Origin of the sequence: Pectobacterium parmentieri (genome assembly GCF_001742145.1) — a bacterium.
In the GTDB taxonomy this organism is placed as follows: domain Bacteria; phylum Pseudomonadota; class Gammaproteobacteria; order Enterobacterales; family Enterobacteriaceae; genus Pectobacterium; species Pectobacterium parmentieri.
The window spans coordinates 2,641,918-2,665,631 of sequence record NZ_CP015749.1 but is presented as its reverse complement, the minus strand read 5'-3'; the positions used below and the strand labels follow the sequence as shown (position 1 = coordinate 2,665,631).

Annotated in this window: 21 protein-coding genes; 15 read left to right on the top strand and 6 right to left on the bottom strand. The window is 50.1% G+C overall.

Annotated features, from left to right (window positions below):
* Window positions 1–234: 234 nt before the first annotated feature.
* The 8 genes from A8F97_RS12140 to arnF all read left to right on the top strand — a co-directional run bounded on the left by A8F97_RS12140 (window position 235) and on the right by arnF (window position 9,085).
* Window positions 235–1,401, top strand: a complete 1,167-nt coding sequence (locus tag A8F97_RS12140; protein ID WP_033071059.1) for a nucleotide sugar dehydrogenase — start codon at window positions 235–237, stop codon at window positions 1,399–1,401.
* A 233-nt stretch (window positions 1,402–1,634) separates the two neighbouring features.
* Window positions 1,635–2,783, top strand: coding sequence for a UDP-4-amino-4-deoxy-L-arabinose aminotransferase (arnB, locus tag A8F97_RS12135; RefSeq protein WP_033071060.1), 1,149 nt, complete (start codon window positions 1,635–1,637; stop codon window positions 2,781–2,783).
* Window positions 2,776–3,759: an undecaprenyl-phosphate 4-deoxy-4-formamido-L-arabinose transferase gene (gene arnC / locus A8F97_RS12130; RefSeq protein ID WP_015729905.1), complete on the top strand. Its 984-nt coding sequence runs from the start codon at window positions 2,776–2,778 to the stop codon at window positions 3,757–3,759. The genes arnB and arnC overlap by 8 nt, the downstream gene beginning before the upstream one ends.
* Window positions 3,756–5,777: a bifunctional UDP-4-amino-4-deoxy-L-arabinose formyltransferase/UDP-glucuronic acid oxidase ArnA gene (gene arnA / locus A8F97_RS12125; protein WP_033071061.1), complete on the top strand. Its 2,022-nt coding sequence runs from the start codon at window positions 3,756–3,758 to the stop codon at window positions 5,775–5,777. Before arnC ends, arnA begins: the two co-directional genes overlap by 4 nt.
* Window positions 5,774–6,667, top strand: coding sequence for a 4-deoxy-4-formamido-L-arabinose-phosphoundecaprenol deformylase (arnD, locus tag A8F97_RS12120; protein ID WP_033071062.1), 894 nt, complete (start codon window positions 5,774–5,776; stop codon window positions 6,665–6,667). Before arnA ends, arnD begins: the two co-directional genes overlap by 4 nt.
* A gap of 17 nt (window positions 6,668–6,684) precedes the next feature.
* A complete protein-coding gene (gene arnT / locus A8F97_RS12115) occupies window positions 6,685–8,355 on the top strand; it encodes a lipid IV(A) 4-amino-4-deoxy-L-arabinosyltransferase (RefSeq protein ID WP_033071063.1) in 1,671 nt (556 codons plus the stop codon).
* Window positions 8,352–8,693 (top strand): 4-amino-4-deoxy-L-arabinose-phosphoundecaprenol flippase subunit ArnE, encoded by a 342-nt coding sequence (gene arnE, locus A8F97_RS12110; RefSeq protein ID WP_014699047.1) that lies wholly within the window; start codon window positions 8,352–8,354, stop codon window positions 8,691–8,693. Before arnT ends, arnE begins: the two co-directional genes overlap by 4 nt.
* Complete coding sequence (arnF, locus tag A8F97_RS12105) at window positions 8,693–9,085, top strand: 4-amino-4-deoxy-L-arabinose-phosphoundecaprenol flippase subunit ArnF (RefSeq protein ID WP_025919179.1); 393 nt, start codon at window positions 8,693–8,695, stop codon at window positions 9,083–9,085. The genes arnE and arnF overlap by 1 nt, the downstream gene beginning before the upstream one ends.
* A 30-nt stretch (window positions 9,086–9,115) precedes the next feature.
* Here the strand turns inward: arnF and A8F97_RS12100 are convergent, their stop codons facing one another.
* The 3 genes from A8F97_RS12100 to A8F97_RS12090 all read right to left on the bottom strand — a co-directional run bounded on the left by A8F97_RS12100 (window position 9,116) and on the right by A8F97_RS12090 (window position 12,879).
* On the bottom strand, window positions 9,116–10,156 hold the full coding sequence (locus tag A8F97_RS12100) for an ABC transporter ATP-binding protein (protein ID WP_015729910.1): 1,041 nt from the start codon (window positions 10,154–10,156) through the stop codon (window positions 9,116–9,118).
* Between the two features lie 2 nt (window positions 10,157–10,158).
* Window positions 10,159–11,736: an ABC transporter permease gene (locus A8F97_RS12095; RefSeq protein ID WP_014699050.1), complete on the bottom strand. Its 1,578-nt coding sequence runs from the start codon at window positions 11,734–11,736 to the stop codon at window positions 10,159–10,161.
* A gap of 126 nt (window positions 11,737–11,862) precedes the next feature.
* Complete coding sequence (locus tag A8F97_RS12090; RefSeq protein WP_033071064.1) at window positions 11,863–12,879, bottom strand: iron ABC transporter substrate-binding protein; 1,017 nt, start codon at window positions 12,877–12,879, stop codon at window positions 11,863–11,865.
* A gap of 357 nt (window positions 12,880–13,236) precedes the next feature.
* Here A8F97_RS12090 and A8F97_RS12085 point away from each other — a divergent pair, with 357 nt between their 5' ends.
* Window positions 13,237–14,130 (top strand): LysR family transcriptional regulator, encoded by an 894-nt coding sequence (locus A8F97_RS12085; protein ID WP_015729913.1) that lies wholly within the window; start codon window positions 13,237–13,239, stop codon window positions 14,128–14,130.
* 274 nt (window positions 14,131–14,404) lie between these two features.
* Here A8F97_RS12085 and A8F97_RS12080 read toward each other — a convergent pair whose 3' ends face one another.
* Window positions 14,405–14,605, bottom strand: coding sequence for a hypothetical protein (locus A8F97_RS12080; RefSeq protein WP_014699053.1), 201 nt, complete (start codon window positions 14,603–14,605; stop codon window positions 14,405–14,407).
* Window positions 14,606–14,952: 347 nt separating this feature from the next.
* Here A8F97_RS12080 and A8F97_RS12075 point away from each other — a divergent pair, with 347 nt between their 5' ends.
* The 4 genes from A8F97_RS12075 (at window position 14,953) to A8F97_RS12060 (ending at window position 19,006) form a co-directional block, all read left to right on the top strand.
* Window positions 14,953–16,089 (top strand): D-alanyl-lipoteichoic acid biosynthesis protein DltD, encoded by a 1,137-nt coding sequence (locus tag A8F97_RS12075; RefSeq protein WP_033071065.1) that lies wholly within the window; start codon window positions 14,953–14,955, stop codon window positions 16,087–16,089.
* 129 nt (window positions 16,090–16,218) lie between these two features.
* Window positions 16,219–17,337, top strand: coding sequence for a membrane-bound O-acyltransferase family protein (locus tag A8F97_RS12070; RefSeq protein WP_014699055.1), 1,119 nt, complete (start codon window positions 16,219–16,221; stop codon window positions 17,335–17,337).
* Window positions 17,334–18,767, top strand: coding sequence for an AMP-binding protein (locus tag A8F97_RS12065; RefSeq protein WP_033071066.1), 1,434 nt, complete (start codon window positions 17,334–17,336; stop codon window positions 18,765–18,767). The genes A8F97_RS12070 and A8F97_RS12065 overlap by 4 nt, the downstream gene beginning before the upstream one ends.
* Window positions 18,768–18,784: 17 nt before the next feature.
* Complete coding sequence (locus A8F97_RS12060; protein ID WP_005970017.1) at window positions 18,785–19,006, top strand: acyl carrier protein; 222 nt, start codon at window positions 18,785–18,787, stop codon at window positions 19,004–19,006.
* A 148-nt stretch (window positions 19,007–19,154) separates the two neighbouring features.
* Here A8F97_RS12060 and A8F97_RS12055 read toward each other — a convergent pair whose 3' ends face one another.
* Complete coding sequence (locus A8F97_RS12055; protein ID WP_127087862.1) at window positions 19,155–20,609, bottom strand: M20 family metallo-hydrolase; 1,455 nt, start codon at window positions 20,607–20,609, stop codon at window positions 19,155–19,157.
* A 549-nt stretch (window positions 20,610–21,158) separates the two neighbouring features.
* Between A8F97_RS12055 and A8F97_RS12050 the strand changes: the two genes are divergently transcribed.
* Together A8F97_RS12050 and A8F97_RS12045 are read left to right on the top strand one after the other, a co-directional pair.
* Complete coding sequence (locus A8F97_RS12050) at window positions 21,159–22,106, top strand: omptin family outer membrane protease (RefSeq protein WP_014699058.1); 948 nt, start codon at window positions 21,159–21,161, stop codon at window positions 22,104–22,106.
* Window positions 22,107–22,219: 113 nt separating this feature from the next.
* A complete protein-coding gene (locus tag A8F97_RS12045; RefSeq protein WP_014699059.1) occupies window positions 22,220–22,585 on the top strand; it encodes a DUF4751 family protein in 366 nt (121 codons plus the stop codon).
* Between the two features lie 97 nt (window positions 22,586–22,682).
* Here the strand turns inward: A8F97_RS12045 and A8F97_RS12040 are convergent, their stop codons facing one another.
* Window positions 22,683–23,714, bottom strand: a complete 1,032-nt coding sequence (locus tag A8F97_RS12040) for a methionine synthase (RefSeq protein ID WP_014699060.1) — start codon at window positions 23,712–23,714, stop codon at window positions 22,683–22,685.

Sequence of the window (23,714 nt, the reverse complement as noted above, 5' to 3'; positions counted from 1 at the left end):
CATTAAATGCACTATGTTTAATTGTCGTTTAACTGAAATTGTTAATGATAAATGATATTGCGTTCCTGATTTTTGACGTGTGAGGGCGATTTTCTCTTAAGTGATGTGGCTGTTAATTGTGTGGGTCTAACCGGAAATAAATTGAAAACCAACACGGCTACTCAGATGGAAAAATAGCAAAGATACTGCGGTAACGTATGGTTTTTTAGCGAATACTGAGATGAAGAGCTTTGCATGAAAATAGCCATTAGCGGAACGGGATATGTGGGTTTATCGAATGGATTATTATTAGCACAACGGCATCAGGTTGTGGCGTTGGATATTGTGGCTGAAAAAGTGGCGCTGTTAAATCAACGAAAATCGCCGATTAATGACGCAGAAATTGAGCGTTTTTTACAACATGAAACGCTGGATTTCTCGGCTACGCTGGATAAGCATGAGGCGTATATCGATGCGCAGTTCGTGATTATCGCTACGCCGACGGATTACGATCCGCAAACCAACTATTTCAATACCTCGTCGGTAGAGGCGGTCATTCGCGATGTGTTGGCGATTAACCCACAGGCCATTATGGTGATTAAATCGACGGTGCCTGTTGGCTTTACGGAGAAAATCAGCCAACAGTTGGATACGGATCACATCATTTTTTCGCCCGAGTTTTTACGCGAAGGAAAGGCGCTGCATGACAATCTTTATCCGTCACGAATTGTGGTGGGTGAACGCTCGGAAAGGGCAAGGTTCTTCGCTAACCTATTGATGGAATGCGCATTAAAGAAAGATGTTCGTGTACTATTTACCGATCCGACAGAGGCCGAAGCGATAAAGTTATTTGCGAATACCTTTCTGGCAATGCGGGTGGCCTACTTTAATGAATTGGACAGTTATGCCGAGTCGCTAGGGTTGAATACCCGGCAGATTATCGAAGGCGTGTGTCTCGATCCTCGCATCGGCGATTACTACAACAACCCTTCTTTTGGCTACGGCGGTTACTGTTTACCGAAAGATACCCGGCAGCTTCTGGCTAACTATCGTACCGTACCGAATAATCTGATCAAGGCTATCGTAGAGGCTAACCATACGCGGAAAGACTTCATTGCCGACACAATTATCCGTCGCCACCCTAAAACCGTTGGCGTCTATCGCCTTATCATGAAAGCGGGGTCGGACAATTTTCGCTTTTCCTCCATTCAGGGCATTATGAAAAGGATAAAAGCGAAAGGAATCAATGTTGTGATTTATGAACCGGGCATTGATGATGACGATTTTCTGGATTTTCCTATCATTCATCAATTCGACAGTTTCAAACAACAGTGTGACATTATTATTACCAATCGTTATGTCGATGAATTAAAAGAAGTGATGGGGAAAGTCTATACGCGAGATTTATTTGGCGAAGATTGAATTTTTGTCGTAAATCAATGGAGCGATATTTTGTTATTCGGCCATTAGCGAAAATATTATTTATACATTGTAATCAATTATATCTCTTTGAGCATGGCTTTTTTACGCTATGCCATGTGGTGTCGTTTATCTATGATTTATGACTATTGTAATAAATTAAGGTTGGCTTAAGGCTTCATTATTTAGACTGCTGAATGATGATTTGTCGCCATTATTTATTTTGGGAATACGTTATGACGGATTTTTTGCCTTTTTCCCGCCCGACTATAGGCGACGAAGAAATTGCGGCCGTGGCGGAAGTATTACGTTCCGGCTGGATAACCACGGGGCCGAAATGTCAGCAGTTAGAACAGGTTTTTTGCCAACAGTTTGGCTGCCGACAAGCAATTGCAGTCAGTTCTGCGACGGGGGGAATGCACGTTACGCTGATGTCGCTCGGCATTGGCCCCGGCGATGAGGTGATTACGCCGTCCCAGACCTGGGTTTCAACCGTCAATATCATCACGCTATTGGGTGCGGAACCGGTGATGGTGGATGTGGATCGGCATACGTTGATGGTGCGGCCGCAGGATATTGAAGCCGCCATTACGCCGAAGACCAAAGCGATTATTCCTGTGCATTACGCCGGTGCACCTGCCGATCTGGATGCGCTTCGTGCGCTCAGTGAGCGCTATGGTATTCCGCTGATTGAAGATGCGGCGCATGCCGTCGGTACGCAATACCGTGGTGAGTGGATCGGTGCACGCGGAACGGCCATTTTCTCGTTTCACGCGATTAAAAATATCACCTGTGCGGAAGGCGGCATGGTGGTGACGGATGACGCAGCACTTGCCGAGCGTATACGCAGTCTGAAATTTCACGGGTTGGGCGTGGATGCGTTCGACAGGCAGTTACAGGGGCGTAAGCCGCAGGCCGAAGTGGTGACGCCGGGGTTTAAATACAATCTGGCGGATATCAATGCCGCTATTGCGCTGGTTCAACTGGATAAACTCCCGGCGATCAACGCCCGCCGTCAGCAGCTTGCCGCGCGTTATTTCACGCAGTTGCACTCGCTGCCGCTCCAGCCGCTGGCGGTTCCTGATTATCCCCATCTGCACGCCTGGCACCTGTTTATGGTGCGCGTGGACGAAACGCAGTGCGGTATTTCACGCGATGATCTGATGGCGGCTCTGCAAACGCACGGTATTGGCACCGGACTGCATTTCAGAGCGGTGCATACGCAGAAATATTACCGTGAGCGCTACCCCCATTTGCACTTGCCGGAAACGGAGTGGAATTCGGCGTCTCTGATGACGCTACCGCTGTTCCCCGATATGCAAGACAGCGATGTCGATCGCGTCATCGCGGCGTTAACCTCGATTCTGGAGTCTGTTCGTGATTGATGACATCAAAAATGTTTCTGTTGTGATTCCCGTTTATAACGAAGAAGAGAGTCTGCCAGTGCTGATTGAACGCACGTTGGCAGCTTGTCGGAAGATCGGTAAACCCTGGGAAATTATTCTGGTGGATGACGGCAGCAGCGATCGCTCTGCGGAACTGTTGACCGAGGCGGCGAGCGACCCGGATAGCCACATCATTGCCGTGCTGCTGAACCGCAACTATGGTCAACACTCAGCCATCATGGCGGGGTTTCAGCAGGCGGTGGGCGACGTAGTGATTACGCTGGATGCAGATTTGCAGAACCCGCCGGAGGAAATCCCACGGCTGGTTGAATACGCATCGCAAGGGTATGACGTGGTCGGCACCGTGCGGGCCAATCGACAGGATTCGCTGTTTCGCAAACTGGCCTCGAAAACCATCAATATGATGATCCGCCGCTCGACCGGGAAATCGATGGCGGATTACGGCTGCATGTTGCGCGCCTACCGTCGCCACATTGTCAGCGCGATGCTGCGCTGTCACGAGCGCAGCACCTTTATTCCTATCCTTGCCAACACGTTCGCACGAAAAACCATTGAGATCGACGTGTTGCACGCCGAGCGGGAGTTTGGCACGTCCAAATACAGCTTTCTGAAGTTGATTAACCTGATGTACGACCTGCTGACCTGCCTGACAACGACGCCGCTACGCATACTCAGCCTGATTGGTAGCGTCGTCGCGCTGTCGGGCTTCCTGCTGGCACTGCTGTTGATCGGCCTACGTCTGTTCTTAGGGGCGGAGTGGGCAGCAGAGGGTGTGTTCACGCTGTTTGCCGTGCTGTTCATGTTTATCGGTGCGCAGTTCATCGGGATGGGGCTATTGGGCGAATACATTGGTCGTATCTATACCGATGTGCGTGCCCGGCCACGCTATTTTGTACAAAAGACAGTGAGTGCGGCAACGCCACTAACCACCAGTTTACGGGATGAAGAAGAATGAAAGCGATCGTATTTGCCTACCATGATATCGGCTGCGTGGGTCTTGAAGCGTTGGTATTAGCGGGCTATGAGATTCAGGCGGTCTTCACACACAGCGATGCACCGGGAGAAAATCACTTCTATGCGTCGGTGGCGAAAACGGCTGCTGGGATGGATGTGCCCGTGTTTGCACCGGAAGATGTGAACCATCCGCTCTGGGTGAATCGTATTCGAGAGCTGGCACCGGATGTTATTTTTTCCTTCTATTACCGCACACTATTAAGCGATGACATTCTTCAGATCCCGTTGGTTGGCGCATTCAATCTGCACGGTTCACTGTTGCCGCGCTACCGTGGGCGAGCACCGGTTAACTGGGTGCTGGTGAACGGAGAAACGCAGACGGGGGTGACGCTGCACAAGATGGTTTCCCGTGCGGATGCCGGTGATATCGTCGCGCAGTCCGTGGTGGCGATTGACGATGAAGATACCGCGCTGACGCTGCATGGAAAATGCCGAACCGCCGCCGCCGCTTTGCTGGCGCAGCAGTTACCGCTGATTCGCTCGCGTGAGATTGCACTGACGCCACAGGATGACAGTCAGGCCAGCTATTTTGGTCGTCGCACGGCGGCAGATGGCCTGATCGATTGGCAAAAAAGCGCCAGTGAGATTAACAATCTGATTCGCGCGGTGACGGAACCCTATCCGGGGGCGTTTACGTTTCTCGGCGAGCGCAAGGTGATTATCTGGCGCGCCCGTGTGGTTAAAAACAACCATGTGAACGTTAATCATCCACATAGCGATGATGTTGGCTCGATTATTTCGACCTCTCCGCTGGTCGTGTCCTGTGGTGAAGACGCGCTTGAGATCGTCAGCGGACAGAGTGAAGCCGGACTGTATATGTCGGGCAGCCGACTGGCTGCGGAAATGGGCATGGTGCCACAGACGCGGCTGGGTAACCTCGCCAGCCGTGTGCAACGACGCCGCACGCGTGTGCTGATCCTCGGCGTAAACGGTTTTATCGGTAACCATCTGACCGAACGCCTGTTGCGTGACGATCGCTATGAGATCTACGGGTTGGATATCAGTTCCGATGCTATCGCGCGTTTCCTTGACGATCCGCGTTTCCATTTTGTGGAAGGCGATATCAGCATCCATAACGAATGGATCGAATACCACATCAAGAAATGCGATGTCATTCTGCCGCTGGTGGCGATTGCCACGCCCATCGAATACACCCGTAACCCGCTGCGTGTGTTTGAGCTGGATTTTGAAGAGAACCTGAAAATTGTGCGCGACTGCGTGCGTTATAACAAACGTATCGTTTTCCCGTCCACCTCAGAAGTGTACGGCATGTGTGATGACAAAGAGTTTGATGAAGACACCTCACGCTTGATTGTCGGGCCGATCAATAAGCAGCGCTGGATCTACTCGGTATCCAAGCAACTGCTGGATCGGGTTATTTGGGCCTACGGTGCGAAAAACAACCTGCGCTTCACGCTGTTCCGTCCGTTTAACTGGATGGGGCCGCGTCTGGACACGCTGGACGCCGCACGGATCGGCAGCTCTCGCGCCATTACGCAACTGATCCTCAATCTGGTGGAAGGATCGCCGATCAAGCTGGTAGACGGTGGGGAACAGAAGCGCTGCTTTACTGATATTCACGACGGCATTGAAGCGCTGTTCCGTATTATTGAAAACCGCAACGGTCAGTGTGACGGGCGGATTATCAACATCGGCAATCCGCACAATGAAGCCAGTATCCGCGAACTGGGCGACATGCTGCTCACCAGCTTTAATGCTCACCCGCTACGTGACCGCTTCCCACCGTTTGCCGGGTTTATTGACGTAGAAAGCAGCAGTTATTACGGTAAAGGCTATCAGGATGTGGCACACCGCACGCCGAGCATTCGCAACGCCAAACACCTGCTGGAATGGGAACCAACGGTGAAAATGGAGCAAACCGTTGCGGAAACGCTGGACTATTTTCTGCGTACCGTTGATGTCCCGCACAGCGCTGACGCCACGGATGCGCAGGGATGACGCGCGTTGGCCTGCGAATTGATGTCGATACCTGGCGCGGTACGCGGGACGGCGTTCCCGCGTTACTGAAGGTGCTGGCTGAGTTTGATATTCGGGCGAGTTTCTTTTTTAGCGTCGGGCCGGACAACATGGGGCGACACCTGTGGCGTCTGCTGCGTCCCCGTTTTTTATGGAAGATGCTGCGCTCCAATGCGGCTTCGCTCTACGGCTGGGATATCTTGCTGGCTGGCACGGCGTGGCCGGGACGTCATATCGGCGCACGGTTTGGCGCGTTAATCCGCCGGACGTACGACGAGGGGCATGAAGTGGGGTTACATGCCTGGGATCACCACGGCTGGCAGGCGAATGTTGCCCGTTGGTCGGATGCGAAACTGGCAGAACAGTTCCGGGACGGTATGGATGCGTTAATGCGGGTCCTACCGTCGCCGGTGCGCTGCTCTGCGGTGGCGGGCTGGCGAGCCGATCCGCGCGTCGTTGAGATGAAGCAGCGCTGGAATCTGGACTATAACAGCGACTGTCGCGGCACCCGGCCTTTTCGGCCTCGCCTGAAGAATGGTGAACTCGGCACGACGCAGATCCCTGTCACGCTGCCGACCTACGATGAGGTTATTGGTGAGCGTGTGAGTGACGGCGAATTTAACGACTTTATTCTCGATGCAATCGAGCAGGATCGTGGCGTGCCGGTGTATACCATTCATGCAGAGGTTGAAGGTGGCGCGAAATTGGCGCTGTTTCGTCAGCTACTGCTTCGCGCCCGTCAGCAGCACATCGAATTTTGTCCACTTTCCTCATTACTGCCTGACGATCCGGCTACGCTGCCCGTCGGACGGATTGATCGCGCGCCGTTTCCCGGACGGGAAGGGTGGCTTGGCGTACAAACGGAAGAATAAATACAGCGGGAAATCGTATGGGAAAAGGCATGTTCAAGCTGAAAAGTACTGTGATAGTGGTGCTGTTTGCTTTGCTCTACCTGCTGCCGCTTAATGGCCGTTGGCTGTGGTCGCCGGATGAAACACGTTATGCCGAAATCAGTCGTGAGATGCTTCAGCGCGGTGATTGGATTGTGCCGCATTTGTTGGGTATCCGCTATTTTGAGAAACCTGTCGCGGGCTATTGGCTGAATAACATGAGCCAATGGCTATTGGGTCATACCAATTTTTCCGTGCGTTTTGCCTCGGTTTTTTCTACCGCGCTGAGTGCGCTGCTGGTGTTTTGGCTGGCGATGCTGTTGTGGAAAAACCAGCGCACCGCGCTGTTGGCGGCGACGATCTATCTTACGTCACTGCTTGTGTATGGCATCGGCACTTACAGCGTGCTCGATCCGATGGTGACGCTCTGGATGACGGCGGCGCTGTTCAGTCATGCGCTGATTTTGCGGGCAAAACTGACGCGTGAACGGCTGTTGGCCTGGGGATTGATGGGGCTAGCCTGCGGTATGGGATTTATGACCAAAGGCTTTCTGGCGCTGGCGTTGCCGGTGATCAGCGTGCTGCCCGTGGCGCTGGCGCAAAAGCGAATCAAGGAACTGCTGCTGTTCGGGCCGCTGGCGATTGTCGTCGCAGTATTGCTGAGCGCACCGTGGGCGCTGGCGGTGCACGAACGCGAGGCTGATTACTGGCATTACTTTTTTTGGGTTGAGCATATCCAGCGCTTTGCTGAAGACGATGCGCAACATAAGGCACCGTTCTGGTATTACCTGCCGGTTCTGATTGTGGGGACATTTCCTTGGTTCGCGCTGTTGCCGGGGGCGTTACGCAGTGGCTGGACTGAACGGAAAGTGAACCCAGAGCGGTTCTTCTTGCTGTGTTGGGTGGTAATGCCGCTGCTGTTTTTCAGCATCGCCAAAGGCAAGCTGCTGACCTACATTCTGCCGTGCTTTGCACCACTGGCGCTGCTGATGGCGGCGTGGATTTCCGAGTTGGCACCCGAAGTGCGCAAGCGTCTGTTGCGCATCAATAGCTGGCTCAATATTGCTTTTGGCAGCGTGCTGGGGCTTGCGGTTGCTATGCTTGGCCTTGGCATCGTCATGCCGCATTTCTATCAACCGGGAGAAGGGCTGACCATCGTATCGGGGATCGTCTGTTTTATCGGCTGGATCGCTTTTGCCGTTGTCAGCTTGAGAAAACAACGGACATGGGGCTATCTGGTGGCGGGCTGTCCGCTCTTTCTGGCGCTGCTCGTTGGCGGAAGCATTCCGACGAGTGTGGTGGATTCCAAGAACCCCCAAACCTTTATTCGTAGCCATCAGCCGTTGCTGGAAGACAGCCGCTATGTGCTGAGCGACGAGGTTGGTCTGGCCGCGGGACTGGCATGGGAACTGAAGCGCAGCGATATCACCTTATTCAAAGCACGTGGCGAATTGAACTATGGGCTGAGCTATGCAGGTGCTGCGGATCGCTTTGTGGATGAGGAGGCTTTCCCTGCCTGGCTTGCCGATAAACGGCGTAGTGGGAATGTTGTGCTGGTGCTGAAGACCGACAGAGACAGTGATGCCGAGTATCGCAATCTGCCCGTCCCTAATCAGTTGAGAAAATCCCACCGCTACGTGCTGCTGTTTTATAAGCAGGTAACGCCATGAGTTATCTATTGGTTGCCGTCGTTTGCCTGCTGACCAGCTTAGGGCAACTGTGTCAGAAACAGGCGGCGGAGTGCTGGCGACGTTTACCCGTGGCTCAACAGCAACGGGCGGCGCTTGGGTGGCTGATATTGGCGGCAGCGCTGCTGGGTATTGGGCTGCTGCTGTGGCTTTTGGTGTTGCAGCGTCTCCCGCTCGGCGTGGCGTACCCGCTGCTGAGCATCAATTTTATTCTGATCACGCTGCTGGCGCACTATGGGTTTGGCGAACGCGTAGGTAAGTCTCACTGGTGCGGTATTGCGCTGATTGTCATCGGTATCTATTTGATGCAGGGGGGATGATGGCGAAAAGGGGCTATGTCTGGGCGCTTGTCAGCATTGTGCTTGCCAGCGCTGCACAGGTATTAATGAAAAGCGGCATGCTGGCGCTGCCGATCATTTCCATGGCGCACTGGTCGTCGCTCAGCACGTTACCGGTGGGCTGGCCTGCCGTGGCGGTGCTGGTCGGGATTGTTTGCTACGGTCTGTCGATGGTGTGCTGGTTCGTGGTGCTACGCTATTTGCCGCTCAGCCGTGCTTACCCGCTGATTAGTTTGAGCTATGCGGTGGTCTACCTTGCCGCGGTTTTTCTGCCGTGGCTGAACGAACCGATGAGCCTGCGTAAAAACTTCGGTGTTCTGGTTATTCTTCTTGGGGTTTGGCTGATTAACCGCAACACACAGGCGACGAAGTAAACCGCCTGTGCTTGCTTCCAGCGAGAGAAATTATTGACTGAAAACGTGTGCGGCACCGTTCACGCTCAGGCTAACCTGTTGGCCGACGGTGAAAGCAGCGTGACTGACGGTTTTCAGTTCAATGACATCAGCTTCTGCGTTGTGAACGTCCAGCGTTAGCGTGGAAACGAAACCGGAAAAATCAACTTTACGAATGGTGGCACGAATGTGTGCTGTGTTCGCTATCCCGGTATCCTGAATCGTTATCTGCTCCGGCCTGAGCATGATTCTTGCTCGACCGTTTGCCGTTGGGCGGCCCACCGCGATGTGCCCAAGCAGACAGTCAGCCTGACCGTCATCAATCTGCGCGTCGAGGATTAGCGTTTCACCGAGGAAGGTGGCGATGTCCTCATTGTTGGGCTGATGGTAGAGCGCCCACGGCGAGCCTGATTGCGACAGTTGTCCATCACGCATGACGACCACCTGGTCGGCAAAAGATAGCGCTTCTCCCTGATCGTGGGTCACCAGAATCGAAGCCACGTTAGCCTGCTGTAATACGTCCATTACCGCTTTACGGGTGGCGGCACGTAGGCCAGTGTCCAGAGCGGAAAACGGTTCATCCAGCAGCATCAACGCAGGGCGTTGCGCCAGTGCGCGAGCCAGTGCAACACGCTGTTGTTGACCACCGGATATTTCATGCGGCGAGTGCTTCTGTAAATGTGCAGGAAGGGAAACCAGTGCCATCAGCTCATCCACCCGTTTTTGTTTCTCTGCCTTCGTACCTTTTAGCCCAAAAGCGATGTTGTCCGCGATGCAGAGATGCGGAAACAGCGCGCCGTCCTGTGGGACATAGCCGATTCCGCGCTGATGGGCAGGGACGGAGAGTCCGTTATCGCAGAGCGTTTGGCGGTTTAGCGTAATGACGCCAGTATCCGGTTTGTCGAACCCGGCGATCAGGCGTAGCAGGGTGGTTTTGCCTGAACCGGATGGGCCGACAATCGCCGTGCGACGGCTGTTTTCTAACGTTAAATTAATGTCAGACAGCACGGTGCGCCCGTTGAAGCTTTTACTGATGCGATGAAGTTCCAACATGATTACAGCCCCGCCATTTTTTGTGATTGCGTGTAGAGAAACCAGGTCCACGGTAGCGACAGTAAGATCAGAATCAGCGCGTAAGGTGCCGCCGCAGGATAGTCAATCTCACTGGTTAGCGCCCAAAATCCGGTTGCCAGCGTGCGCGTGCCGTTGGGTGCCAGCAGCAGCGTGGCGGTTAGCTCATTGATGATGGCCAGAAAAACGAGCGTTGCCCCTGTGGCGACGCCGGGTGCAGCCAGCCGAATAGTCACGGTCATTAACGTCTGCAAGGGGGAACGTCCCAGACTGGCAGCAACCTGTTCTAACTCTACCGGTGCCTGTGCGATACCCGCACGTAGATTAACCAGCGCTCGTGGCATGAACATCAGCAGATAAGCCAACAGCACGGTGAACTCAGTCTGGTAGAGCGGCCTGATGACGTGGATTGTGGTGGTTACCAGCGCCAGCGCGACAACGATACCCGGCAGAGAGCTGGTGATGTAATTGCATCCTTCCAAAAATCGATACAGGCGATTAGGGTGGCGGATGGTCAGCCAGGCCATCGGGATCGCTGCCAGCGTCGTCAGTGCAGCACCGCTCAGCGCTAGCATCATGGTCTGGCGAAATGCATCAAGTAACTCATGCCGCTGCCACACTTCCCAGCCGCCAAACCACAGCCAGCGAGACAGCGTAATAAAAGGTACGCCGAGTGTCAGTAGCACCAGCGTTGCCAGTAACAGCAGCGCCAGCGAGAGAGAAAGCGGTGATAAGCGTATCGGAGTGACAACCTGTGGCGCGCCAGAACCGACATGCGCATAGCGCGTGACGCCACGTATGCGGGCATCCGCACACAATAGAAACAGGCACAGCAGTGCCAGCACGCCAGCCAGCATGTTGGCGGCTGGGCCATTAAACGTTGACTGAAACTGATCGAAAATGGCGGTAGTAAAGGTATCGAAACGGATCATGGCGAACAGGCCATACTCCGCTAGTAAATGCAGGGCAATCAGCAGCAATCCGCCGCCGATGGCCAGCTTTAACTGCGGTAACACCACGCGGAAAAACACGGTAACCGGAGGTACACCCAGCGTAGCCGCAACATCTTCCAACGCAGGATTAAGACGCCGAAGCGTCGCGGCGCAGGGTAAATAAAGAAACGGTAAATAGGCGACGACGGATAAAAATACACCAGCCGGTAAGCCATGTAGATTGGGGGCGGTGCTGATCCAGGCGTAGCTTTGTACAAACGCAGGAATTGCCAGTGGCGCAGTGAGCAGCAGGGACCACAGGCGTCGAGCGGGTAAGGTGGTACGCTCTGTCAGCCAGGCCAACAGCACGCCCAAAATCGTACAAATCGGTAGCGTCAGGACAACCAGCAGCACCGTATTTGTCAGGAGCTCGCCGACGCGCGGGCGGAATAACAAGGCACGAGCCGTTTCCCAACCGGTATCAATGCTTACGCCAATCACAAAGCCCAACGGAATAAACCCCATGAGAGATAACGTCAGAGCGATGATCGTAAGCAACGCGGCGGGTTTGCGTAATGGGGGAGAGGATTCGGGAAACGTGGTGGTTTCGCTGTAGCTAACGTTTGTCATACTGCCTGTAGTTGCCTCGTCAGGACGATATTCTTAGACGATGAAACCGCGTTGAGCGGCCATTCTTATGATGATTCGTCAGGGCGAAAATGCCCCGACGAAGGCACTATCATTACAATCTACCTGTTACAGCAAGCCAGCCTGTGTCATCAGATCCACGACTTTTTTGCTGTTGAGTTTGGCGGCATCAACTTTCGGAGCGTCCAGATCTTTCAACGGAACCAGTTTGTCGTTTGAGGCAGCATTGACGCCAACCGCATATTCAAACGCATCGTTGGTGCGCAAGATCTCCTGACCAGGTTTGCCCGTGATCCATTTGATAAAAGCCTGAGCATCTTTTGCATGTTTGCTGGATGCCAGCACGCCGCCGCCGGAAATACTGACGAACGCGCCCGGATCTTTATGCTTGAAGTAGTACAGCTTGGTGCTGTTACTGTTTTCGCCGGTCTTAGCCTGATCGACAAAACGGTAATAGTGATAGATCACACCGCTATCAATCTGGCCTGCGTTCACCGCTTTCATTACCGTACTGTTACCCTTGTAGGCAGTGAAGTTCTCTTTCATGCCTTTCAACCACTCTTGCGTGGCTTTTTCGCCCTTCAACTCCAGATAAGCGCTGACGATGGCTTGAAAATCCGCACCCGATGGCGATGCCGCCCAACGTCCTTTCCATTCTGGCTTCGCCAGATCGGCTAAGGATGTCGGCAACTGCGCATCGGTAAATTTGGTTGGATTATAGACAAATACGGTGGAGCGCGCGGCAATGCCGATCCAGCGTCCGTGAGAAGGACGATAGTCAGGCGCTACCTGCGCAAGGGTCGCTTTATCCAACGGAGCAAAGAGATCGGCATTATCGACCAACACCATCGACGGTGAGTTTTCTGTCAGAAACACATCGGCAGGGGACGATTTCCCTTCCTGTACTAACTGGTTGCCCAATTCGGTGTCGCTGCCGCTGCGTAACGTCACCTTGATTCCGGTTTCTTTGGTGAAACCATCCACCCAGGATTTCACCAGGTTTTCATGCTGGGCATTGTAAATCACAATCCCTTCATCGTTTTCTGCTGCGTTTGCCGATGTGCCGAAAGTCAGGCCGGAAGCCAATAAAACGGCAGAACTCAGTAATCCAAAACCAAGCTTCATAGTATTTACCCTTATCAATACCCGTTATGTTTGAATATTGCTGGCCTACGTGATCCCCTCGCATCACATTATTTTAGTGAGACAGGCAGGGATGTAGCGGCAGTCGAAAATGGATTCTACATATCGGTAATAATAATGATAGTTATTATTATTTCGCTTTCTTAAGGTTAAATTAAGGTTTCGGTGAAGGTGATATTTCGCCTATCAGGTTATTTCAGTTCATGTCGCGGTGTGAACTGGGATAAGAAGCCATTCAGTTTCACTCTGAGTGTCTTTGTTGTTTTTGGGGCAGAACAATATTATTCATGAACTTGTATAATGGATACCTATTGATAGCACCACTTTTGAGACACGCTGATGTTAAAAGAAAACGTTAATGACCTCATTTCGTTCCTAGTGGTGGCTAGAGAACGCAGTTTTACTAAGGCGGCGGCGAAGCTCGGGCTTTCTCAGTCGGCGCTGAGCCATTCGATTCGCGGTCTCGAAGAACGCCTCGGTGTGCGTTTGTTGACCCGAACCACGCGTAGTGTCGCGCCGACGGAAGCGGGGGAGAAACTGGCGCATAGCCTTGGCCCACGTTTTGCGGATATCGAAAGTGAACTGGTTGCACTGAGCGATATGCGCGAGCGGCCTGCGGGGAATATTCGCATCACGGCGGGGGAGCACGCGATTGATTCGATATTATGGCCGGTGTTAAAGCCATTTTTAGCGAATTACCCCGATATTAACGTCGACATTACAATGGATAACGCTTTGACGGATATCGCCATCGGTCGCTTTGATGCGGGTATTCGTTTGGGCGAACAGGTAGCAAAAGGCATGATTGCCGTGCGTATTGCACCGGAAATGAGTATGGCGGTGGTCGGTTCCCCTAACTATTTTGCGCGTAATCCGCCTCCCGCAACGCCACAAGATTTACATCAGCATCGCTGTATTAACATGCGTCTGCCGGCAATGGGTGGCATCTATGCGTGGGAGTTTGAAAAAAGTGGACGGGAAATAAAGGTGTGCGTTGAAGGACAGTTGACGATGAATAGCCTGCGCCAGCGGATCGATGCTGCGCAAATTGGGCTAGGCGTGGCCTACGTGCCAGAAGATTCGGTGCAGGATAATATTGCCAGCGGACGCCTGATTCGGGTGCTGACAGAATGGTGCCCACCGTTTCCGGGGTACTATCTGTATTATCCCAGCCGCAAGCAGCATACCACCGCCTTCTCACTGTTTGTTGAGGCACTGCGCTATCCGCGTTAGTAACGCAGAGCTAACCTCTTGATTAAGCCGCGTTGGCAGGATGCTGTTAGCGATCTCATTCATGAATTGCGGTGTGCGCTATAACCGAGTAGGAAATAAAATGTGCTCTGATAATAATGAGGCGTCTTATACATTTTACGGCGATTTGGGACTCGTGGGGAATTGAAACGAGTAGCGATCGTTTTCAATAATCATTTCTATTTTTTCGCCTTACTTATTAGGGCATCTTTTATTATTTATTTAATCATCGACACGATAAAAACACCCTATTACGTTAACGCCTTGACTGCTCACACTGATTTTTTAACTTCATCATTTCCGCTGGCGGTAAAGGGGCTATCATCATTGAACGGTACTTCATACACTCTGGCGTTTCATCTAGGGGGGATTTTTTCGCACTGGATGAACAGGCGATAACCAACAACGTTACCGAGGCAATCAATAGCTGATGGATAGTGGCCTGGTAGTTTTTCATAAACTCTCCTTTTAACTTTTTTGTCAGTCAATGCTCAACGATTTTTGAATTCAATCACCTCTGCCATCACGTCCAAATTGGGGGCGGTGAGACTCCGGCCAGTGAACCTTTACTACCTCACATTCGGGCGACCTAAGCAATAAGGGATGTCTGGGAATCCTTCTCCTGCTTGGTCGCCAACCTGATTAGTGTGACGGACATAAACACTGTACATACCGTTACACAGCAACGCTCATCATCGAAGATAACCCTGGTATATAATCCAAAAAATACAGGGATCGATTTACTGTGAAGATAAAAATTCACAAATTTCAAACAATAAATATCATGTAGCCTTACTTTATATAATGAAAATAAAAAATACTCTCTGTCTACATCTCCTGATGGCTACTCTCGCCATCCTGTTCCTTAGCGTTCACCCGCTAGTGACAAGTTTTGATCCGGCGTTAACATTCCAACCGTTGATTAACACTATGGAAGGAACGCCGAAAGAACAAAGGGAAAAAATAGCGACTATTTCTCATGCTTTACAGGGAAATGCGATTTTCTTTCTCGGTGCATCCGAAGTTTCTACTTCTGAAGATGAACATTATGCGGTCTATAATTATTTTAATAACCAACTGCATCGCCCGGTTGTGGCCTATGGCGATAGTTATATCGATAGCGTCACGCACTTTTTACTGCTTTCACGTTTTAAAGATGAGCTTAACGCTAACAGTAAAGTTGTTTTGCTGCTTGCGCCCGATAGTTTTTATTCGGACGGTATTCCCCCGGCAATTTTTGCCAACAATTTCCCAGCATCTGTTTTTAACCCATTGATGAAGGACGAGCAGACGCGTTCCTTTCTGGTCAATTACTTACGGCAGATCGATAAAGAAGAGATAAGCCATTTAACGTTCGGCCAAATGAAAGTCTATGGCTGGGACCCGCAAATTATCTGGCAAGAAGTGAGTTATCAATTTGCTAATTTCTGCGAGCTAATAAAAAGCGACTGGCTAGCGATGCTACGTATTGTCCCTCAGTCTGCGCAACCGTGGCCTCATCCACCCGTTACCAACGTGAACCCTGACTGGGACCACGAGGTGGCTCAGGCTCATGAGCTGAATAAATCTCGCCAGCAAAGTGCCGCCACGCTGTGGATGGATAAATCTGTTTTTGCAGACGATCAAGCGCGGGAAGAGTGGGATGACGCGCCAATTATTCCTGCGCAAATGGAGGCGTTATCGGCGACGATCAAACTGTTGAAAGCGCGCGATGCCCAGTTTGTGGTCATTGTCGATCCGATCAATCCGTGGGCAATTAAGAATTCCGAGAAATTCCAGCCAGTCGATAGTCAGATCAGGTCGATGCTGGAGGAAAATCAGGTTCGCTATTTTGATATGTATGCTCAGCCTTATCAAAACGGCTGGAATTGGGACCGCCTCCACCCAACCGAGCCAGCATGGGTCGCGATGGATAAATTTATTGCTGAGAGTTTTAAATGATGAAAACCGCCATTCGCCTTTTTTTCCTTTATCTCTTTCTGGCAGTAACCATTGTCGCGTGGACCTCTGTTGATGAAAGCATGAGTTTAAAAGTGCATTTTGAATATCAAAAATTCTGAAGGATGAATGATGTACAGCTCCGGAATGTTTTTTTTCCTTCTGTTTTCATCAGCATTATTGTTTGCGCTGGTTAATCGCGTATTCAGTTATCGACTGACGTATTTATCCGCCTTTTCCGTCTTGGCGGTGTTAGGCTGGGGATATATTTTCCAGGGGGATTACGTTGTTCCCGTGGCGGTTTTCCTGAGCTTTTATATTCTCGTCACCTTAAAAGAGAAAGGCTGGTTAAAAACCTGGCAGGCGGTCAGCCTGACGTTGCTCCCGCTGTTTTTAGTGAAGTTACACCTTAACAACCATTGGGGCATGATTGGTCTGTCTTTTATGACCTTCCGCGCCATTGATGTTCTGCTTTATCGCAGCAAAAAAGATGGCCAAAGTTTCCTGCATTACTTCTGCTATCTGTTTATGCCATTCATTATTCTGGCCGGCCCGATGTATCGCTGGCGGACATGGCTTACTGACATTAATAAACCGGTCTTCGTTATTACCCGTGAGCAGTTTTTAGTGGCCATGGAGCAAATTGTTACCGGTATTGTGCAGAAGTTCTTATTCGCCATGTTGATCAATAATTTGGTTATTGAGTCGTGGAGCCAGCGCCCGTTTACATTAAGCGTTGGTGTGGTGATGTCACTGGCCTACAGCGCCTATCTCTATTTTGATTTTGCAGGCTACAGCAATATGGCTATCGGGGCGGGGCGCTTATTTGGCCTGACTATCCCGGCGAACTTCAATATGCCCATTCTGGCTAAAAACCCGCAGGATTTCTGGCGGCGTTTCCACATCAGCCTGTCAGAATGGCTGAGGGACGTGGTCTTTATGCCGATTTATATGAATCTGATGAAGCTCGACTTTTTCCGACAGAATAAAACACTGGCGCAGAATATTGGCATTTTCTGCACCCTGTTTTGCATGGGAGCATGGAACGGGCTTGAACGACACTATGTTATTAGCGGCGCGCTGTTTGGTGCCATTTCCGTTGTTCATAACATGTTGCAGTGGTCTGCCAAACGTAGTCCGGCTTTGAATAATTGTCTACATCATCCGGTTGTTGTATTCATCGGTCGAATTCTGACGCTGACAAGCGCTGCGGCCTCCCTCTACATCTTTAGCGGAATGTCTCCTCTATGAACCTTCACTCAGAACTTCATGAACTACAAGATTTCCTGCGTGCGGCATTACTCGATCCCGCTAGCCCCAATCAGTTGGCGATTAGCGGTAGCGATGAAGCAATGACCTGGCAACAGCTATCTGTCGCTGTGACTGATTGGTTGCATCGCTATCAGCATTGTCAGCAGTCCGCAGGTTCGCCGGTGGTGTTATATGGGCATCAGCAGGCGGAATTTGCTGTAGCGATCTATAGTTGCCTGCTGCATAACATTCCGTATATCCCGGTGGACTGTATCTATCCGCAGGAGCGGCTCAAGGAGATTTGCCATCTGGCGAATGCCCCTTACTACTACGATGTTGCGACCAGACAGTTTATTGCGACGGGTGAGGCGGGTCAGGCGCTGGTCGAACAGGATCTCGCCTATATCATGTTCACCTCTGGCAGTACTGGGAAACCAAAAGGGGTGCAGATCGGACGCGAAAGTCTGTGGCACTTCATGAAGTGGGTGCGTGAGGACTTCTCGCTGCCAGATGTACCGGTACTGATGAACCATGCAGTATTCAGTTTCGATCTCTCCCTGATCCCGCTGCTGGCGAACCTGGCAACCGGAGGGCACATTGTTTTGAATGCAAAAGAGGATATTGCAGCCGAAAACTGGCTCGATCGCCTGAAAGATAACGGCGTTTCCGTCTGGGTTTCAACGCCATCTTTCGCCTATCAGAAGCTGCTTTCTCCTCAGTTCAACAGTGAATATTTACCTGAACTTAGCGTCTTCGTATTTATTGGCGAAGTGTTAAATAAGGCGTTAGTAAAACAGCTACGCCGCCGCTTCCCGCACGCTAAAATCCTCAATTCCTATGGCCCAACGGAAGCGACCGTCGCTACCACCGTTATCGAAATCACCGACGACATCCTGCACAGCGAAAACGATCTGCTGCCCGTCGGTGCGATGATGCCGGACTCCAGAATGGAAATTACCGCTGAGGGGGAGCTGATCATTTGGGGGAAAAACGTGATGCGTGGCTACCTTGGGCTCGCGCAGGAGAACGCTGAGAAATTGTTGCATCGGGAAAGTGAAGCATTCCGAGGCTACAGAACCGGCGACTTGGGCTATGAGAACGGGTTGTTGTACTGTCAGGGGCGAAATGACAGCCAGATCAAACTCAATGGTTACCGTATTGAAATCAACGAAATTGAAAACCGCCTGCTGGCGATATCCGATATCAGCGAAGCGGTTGTTCTGCCGCTGATGAAGTCAGGCGGTGGTGTTCTGCGTATCGCGGCGTTCTGCGTGACGAACTTAGCACCAGAAGCGATTAAAACCTCGCTCTCTAAGGTGATTCCGCCCTATATGGTGCCTTCCCAAATTATTATCAAAGACGCGTTGCCGCTGAATCCTAACGGCAAGATTGACCGTAAACTGCTGGACACTCATGCCCGCACCATTTAATTATCCCAGGAAAAATTATGGAACAAGAAATACTCGCGCTGTTTGAAAAGATCTTATCCCGTAAAGTGGGCTTTAATGATGAACTGATTGAGTCCGATATTCTCGACTCTATTCTGGCGGTCGATTTGGTGCTGGAAGTGCAGGACGTTTACGGCTGTGTGATCCCGCCAACTGAAGTCGCTACCGTTCTGAAGACCCCAGCAGAATTGGCTCGCTACATTGAAGAGAACCGCGGCTAAGCCTTAAGCGGTGACGGCCCCTGTATGCATTCAGGGGCTGTTTTACAAAGGTGGCTGGCGTCGGATAGTGCTTGTGGTGGCTTTCACCTAGAACCGTTTGAAAACCAGAATCTCATTTAGGGCTGTGCCCACCTTTACGTGGGTAAGATCATTTCAAAATAAACAAACGCTGCAACTCGCGTCGATTACGTGCTCCCGTTTTGCGGTATAGATTTTTCAAGTGTGTTCGAATTGTATTAACACTCAAATTGAGCTGTTCACCTATATTCTCATTATTCATGCCAAGCCCCACCAACATAGCGACCGACTGTTCCGCAGGGGTGATATTTTTTGCGCCTTCACAGGGGAGCGATTGAGACACCGTCACCTTGGATAATTTTAGCGGAGAAGCGTATAACATTCGGGCAAAAATGCGGGTTTGTTCTAACTGCGCTTTAAGGCTGATACTTTCATTTATCTGGTTCTTACTGGATTGCTGAATCCCCCATACCGCCACAGGTAGCCCCAGAGAACGGATCACAGACACCATTGTCACCCCACCAACCCCGACCAGACGTGGTGTAACCCCTAGTTCTTTCTCTATGGCGTCTGAAAGAATGCGAATTACTGGCGAATGCCCAGAGGTAATGGGGGCATCTGGCGTGATCTCCACGTAGGAAAAGGTAAACAAAACCTTTTCCTGTTTTTCAATAAGGCGGGCTAACTGCTGGAGATCCTCCATCACCAGCTCAAGCCCACAGTTTGGCATCAGGCGAATATCGAGGTAAAACACAAAATTGGCAGGAACGTGGTTTAGCCCCGTACAATTAGTTTCAGAGTGCGTTGGGGTTATCGTTGATGTGGGCGGGAAGAAAAATGGGTCAGGACAAGCATGGCGACGACGTACATGCTTCAACCGATAAATAAAGCGAGCTGCTGCCTCAAAACAATTCGGCCCTTCACTAAAACCAGCATGATATTCCCGACCTTTGACATCAATGCGCACCCAGGCGTTGCGTTTTTCGCCAATTTCGATAATGCTGCCGTTCTCGTTGCCATAATCGGGCACCACAATCAGATCGTCAGTGCGGAATAACTGTGGGGTCTTATTCAGGATATGTCCGATGCCTTTCGTGTAGTCGGTAATACCCGCGCTGGTAAAAATAATTCCAATACCCATTGGCGGCGTTATCTTCAGTTGCTTGACGGCATCCAGTAATAATAAAGCGGAAACAATACCCTGGTTATTATCCTCTACGCCCCTGCCATACAGTCGGTCGCCATCGACGCGCAATATAAATGGATCGCTCACCCAGTGCTCAAGTGGCCCTGGTGCGGCAATATCCATATGCGTCACTAGCCACAGCGTGTGCTTGCACTCTGGTGGAAGAAAATGTGCTACTAAATTAGGCCTTAGCTTATTGTTTGCCTGAACGTCTAACGCATCCATACGCTGCACGCGGCACAGACCATTATGATATAGCCATTCTTCTATCCAACGCGCTTTTGTTTCCTCACCCTCACCACCGTGCTCAGGATTAATTGCTGGGCGGCGAACCAATTCCCGATGAAGATTTATTGCTTCACCTTCTCGCTGTGCAATGAAACTTAACAATTTATTCATAATAAAAGGCCAAATGGTTAACGCGATGATTAGGGTGTTAATAATTATTTTTATGGTATCTCGGTATTTACCGTGATCTTTATCATGCTGTAAATATAAAAAAACGATATCACCCCCCTTTTTACACAAAAAATGCGTTACTGGGGGTGAAGTTATTCATGGGGAAGTAAAAAGTTAATTAAAAACAAATCATTAACTTTTCTTTTCTGGGGGTGAGCCGAAGTAATCACCCACAGATTTCTACGATAAAGCTACGTTTAAACACTGGTTAATACCGTGATCCCTCCCCGATTTTAATTGCGGGGGGTGAACAATAAATCAGAGAAAAGGTGATGGAAAAGGGTTCAGATTTGAATAATCTGAATAGTACGTAAACATCATTTACGTAAACGTAGAGAAATAACGTTGCACGTTACCTCTACTCGTCTATTCCTCTGTGACCAGTTATATCGGCGTAATGATGCGATATTTGGATGTTTTTAAAAAATAATCACATTATAAAAATAATCAGTATGCAAAGACACACAAACATAATTAAGGGAATTGAAAATGAAAATACCGCTTACTCTTATTATCCTAACGAGCGGACTTGTTATACCTAAGCTCACGATAGCAGAAGTGACGTTTGCGGGGCAGGCTAATAATCACCCATTAACAGGTAGTCTGGCATTAGGATTTTTAGCTGGGGAATCAAAAGAATTTATCTATCACCCGACTTATGGAGGAAAAAAAGCCAGTGAGCTTGACTGGAAAATAGATAGTGCAGTCATCCTGAAAGGCGATCTCAGCTACGATCTTTTTTCTCATTTGACGGCAGGAATTCGAGGCTGGACGACGCTTACGTCAGGAAATGGAACGTTGGATGATTATGACTGGGTTAATGATAATCAAACTGGCTGGTCTCACTGGAGCCACCACAAAAAGACCGACTTGAATTATGCGAACGAAATTGATCTGAATCTTATCGGCTGGATGATAAAAACGCCGGATTACAAATTTGGGGCCACCCTAGGCTATCAAAAAACCACGTTTAGCTGGTCAGGGTATGGCGGTTACTTTGACTATGACGATGGGCAAGGGGGACGCGATATCTTCACTATCCCCGATAGCGATAAAATCTTTGGGTATCGACAACGTTACAGTATGCCTTATATCGGACTAATCGGCTCCTGGCGGCATAAAGATCTAGAAATTGGGGGGATTTTTAAATTCAGCAGCCTGGTTCAGGCAAAAAGTAATGACAATCATTATGCCCGAGATCTTACTGTTCGGACTAAGGGAAGAAACTCACTGCATTTTTCGGCAGTGTTAAATGCAGGCTACTACATTCTGCCTCAAACGAAATTCTATGCCGAGGCTGCTTATATCCGGAATGAGGAATCAAAAAGTGGTATGGAATGGCGAGTTGCCGACAGTACAACATATTACGATGGAGATTGGAGTGGGATGGATAATAAGTATTATACATTGTCGTTAGGTATACAGCATTCGTTTTAAATATCGGTAAATTATTTGTGTTTTTCATATAAGAATAATTCCTTATATATTAACTAAATAGTAAGTTGTTCATCAGTAATATACATCACAAATAACCCTGAGAGGATACTATCATGAGTAAATATAAGAATCCTGTTTTCATTAACCAGTCTTTAGTGAACCCCGCCATTAAAACAGCAAGTAAGTATATCGCCTATAAAACCTGGAACGATCCCAGCGTCTGGTTCGCAGAAGTTATCGATAATGGCAATGCGTTTTTCCATTGGCATCAAGGCAAAAAAGCTGGAGGTCATAAAGATACTATCATCAATTATCACACGGCTGATGGCACGCAATGGCAGGCAACGATTAAAGATTACGTGTTCTTTCACTCCCCTCATGGAGAAACATCAAAAGGGCATTCAGACAATAAAATTGTTTATATTAGTGCGGACGAGCAACCCTATGAAGCCACTTTTGCTGAATGGTTTGATGAATAACCACTATTGATAGCAACAATGCAAAAACGAATCCACCTGCATCGCGCAGGTGGATTCTTACACCGCTTAGATTTTATCTCGCAGCGGTGAGAAAACGTTATTTAGCCAAGAGTTCTCTTCGGACGATTTCTGCGCCAGCACTTAACGCATTGAGTTTGCCTGTCGCTACTCGGCGAGATAAAGGAGCCATGCCACAGTTGGTTGAAGGATAGAGCTTGTCGGCATCGACAAACTGAAGTGCTTTTCGCAGCGTCTCGGCGACGTCTTCTGGTGTTTCGACGGCGTTGGTTGCCACGTCAATGGCCCCGACCATCACTTTTTTACCGCGAACCAGTTCAAGCAGATCCATGGGAACACGCGAGTTGTGGCATTCCAGCGAGATGATATCGATATTGGACGTTTGCAGTTTAGGAAACGCTTCTTCATATTGCCGCCACTCTGATCCCAGCGTCTTTTTCCAGTCGGTATTGGCTTTGATGCCATATCCGTAGCAGATGTGTACCGCTGTTTCACATTTCAGCCCTTCAATTGCTCTTTCTAACGCGGCGATACCCCAATCATTCACCTCATCAAAAAAGACATTAAAAGCGGGCTCATCAAATTGAATAATATCCACACCCGCGGCTTCTAACTCTCTCGCTTCCTGATTGAGAATTTTAGCGAATTCCCAGGCCAGTTTTTCGCGGCTTTTATAGTGGTTATCATAGAGCGTATCGATCATCGTCATCGGCCCTGGCAGAGCCCATTTAATCGGTTGCTTGGTGAGCTGACGTAAGAATTTTGCATCTTCAACAAAGACGGGTTTTTGACGTGCAACTGCGCCGACAACGGTCGGTACGCTTGCATCATAGCGATTACGAATTTTAACGACTTCACGTTTCTCAAAATCCACGCCGCTAAGGTGCTCAATAAACGTCGTGACAAAGTGTTGGCGCGTTTGTTCACCATCGCTGACTATATCAATGCCTGCACGCAGTTGATCAAACAGCGACAAACTGAGGGCATCTTTTTTCCCGTCAATTAACTCTTCGTTTTGTAATTTCCAAGGGGACCACAGTTTCTCCGGCTCTGCGAGCCAGGACGGTTTGGGCAAACTGCCAGCAGTCGAAGTGGGTAGCAATCTTTTCAT

Bases quoted from the DNA above. Each gene is read 5' to 3' on its own strand.
- A8F97_RS12140 (WP_033071059.1), top strand. From the start codon at position 235: ATGAAAATAGCCATTAGCGGAACGGGATATGTGGGTTTATCGAATGGA.
- arnB (WP_033071060.1), top strand. From the start codon at position 1,635: ATGACGGATTTTTTGCCTTTTTCCCGCCCGACTATAGGCGACGAAGAA.
- arnA (WP_033071061.1), top strand. From the start codon at position 3,756: ATGAAAGCGATCGTATTTGCCTACCATGATATCGGCTGCGTGGGTCTT.
- arnD (WP_033071062.1), top strand. From the start codon at position 5,774: ATGACGCGCGTTGGCCTGCGAATTGATGTCGATACCTGGCGCGGTACG.
- arnT (WP_033071063.1), top strand. From the start codon at position 6,685: ATGGGAAAAGGCATGTTCAAGCTGAAAAGTACTGTGATAGTGGTGCTG.
- arnE (WP_014699047.1), top strand. From the start codon at position 8,352: ATGAGTTATCTATTGGTTGCCGTCGTTTGCCTGCTGACCAGCTTAGGG.
- arnF (WP_025919179.1), top strand. From the start codon at position 8,693: ATGGCGAAAAGGGGCTATGTCTGGGCGCTTGTCAGCATTGTGCTTGCC.
- A8F97_RS12100 (WP_015729910.1), bottom strand. From the start codon at position 10,156: ATGTTGGAACTTCATCGCATCAGTAAAAGCTTCAACGGGCGCACCGTG.
- A8F97_RS12095 (WP_014699050.1), bottom strand. From the start codon at position 11,736: ATGACAAACGTTAGCTACAGCGAAACCACCACGTTTCCCGAATCCTCT.
- A8F97_RS12090 (WP_033071064.1), bottom strand. From the start codon at position 12,879: ATGAAGCTTGGTTTTGGATTACTGAGTTCTGCCGTTTTATTGGCTTCC.
- A8F97_RS12085 (WP_015729913.1), top strand. From the start codon at position 13,237: ATGTTAAAAGAAAACGTTAATGACCTCATTTCGTTCCTAGTGGTGGCT.
- A8F97_RS12080 (WP_014699053.1), bottom strand. From the start codon at position 14,605: ATGAAAAACTACCAGGCCACTATCCATCAGCTATTGATTGCCTCGGTA.
- A8F97_RS12075 (WP_033071065.1), top strand. From the start codon at position 14,953: ATGAAAATAAAAAATACTCTCTGTCTACATCTCCTGATGGCTACTCTC.
- A8F97_RS12070 (WP_014699055.1), top strand. From the start codon at position 16,219: ATGTACAGCTCCGGAATGTTTTTTTTCCTTCTGTTTTCATCAGCATTA.
- A8F97_RS12065 (WP_033071066.1), top strand. From the start codon at position 17,334: ATGAACCTTCACTCAGAACTTCATGAACTACAAGATTTCCTGCGTGCG.
- A8F97_RS12060 (WP_005970017.1), top strand. From the start codon at position 18,785: ATGGAACAAGAAATACTCGCGCTGTTTGAAAAGATCTTATCCCGTAAA.
- A8F97_RS12055 (WP_127087862.1), bottom strand. From the start codon at position 20,609: ATGAATAAATTGTTAAGTTTCATTGCACAGCGAGAAGGTGAAGCAATA.
- A8F97_RS12050 (WP_014699058.1), top strand. From the start codon at position 21,159: ATGAAAATACCGCTTACTCTTATTATCCTAACGAGCGGACTTGTTATA.
- A8F97_RS12045 (WP_014699059.1), top strand. From the start codon at position 22,220: ATGAGTAAATATAAGAATCCTGTTTTCATTAACCAGTCTTTAGTGAAC.
- A8F97_RS12040 (WP_014699060.1), bottom strand. From the start codon at position 23,714: ATGAAAAGATTGCTACCCACTTCGACTGCTGGCAGTTTGCCCAAACCG.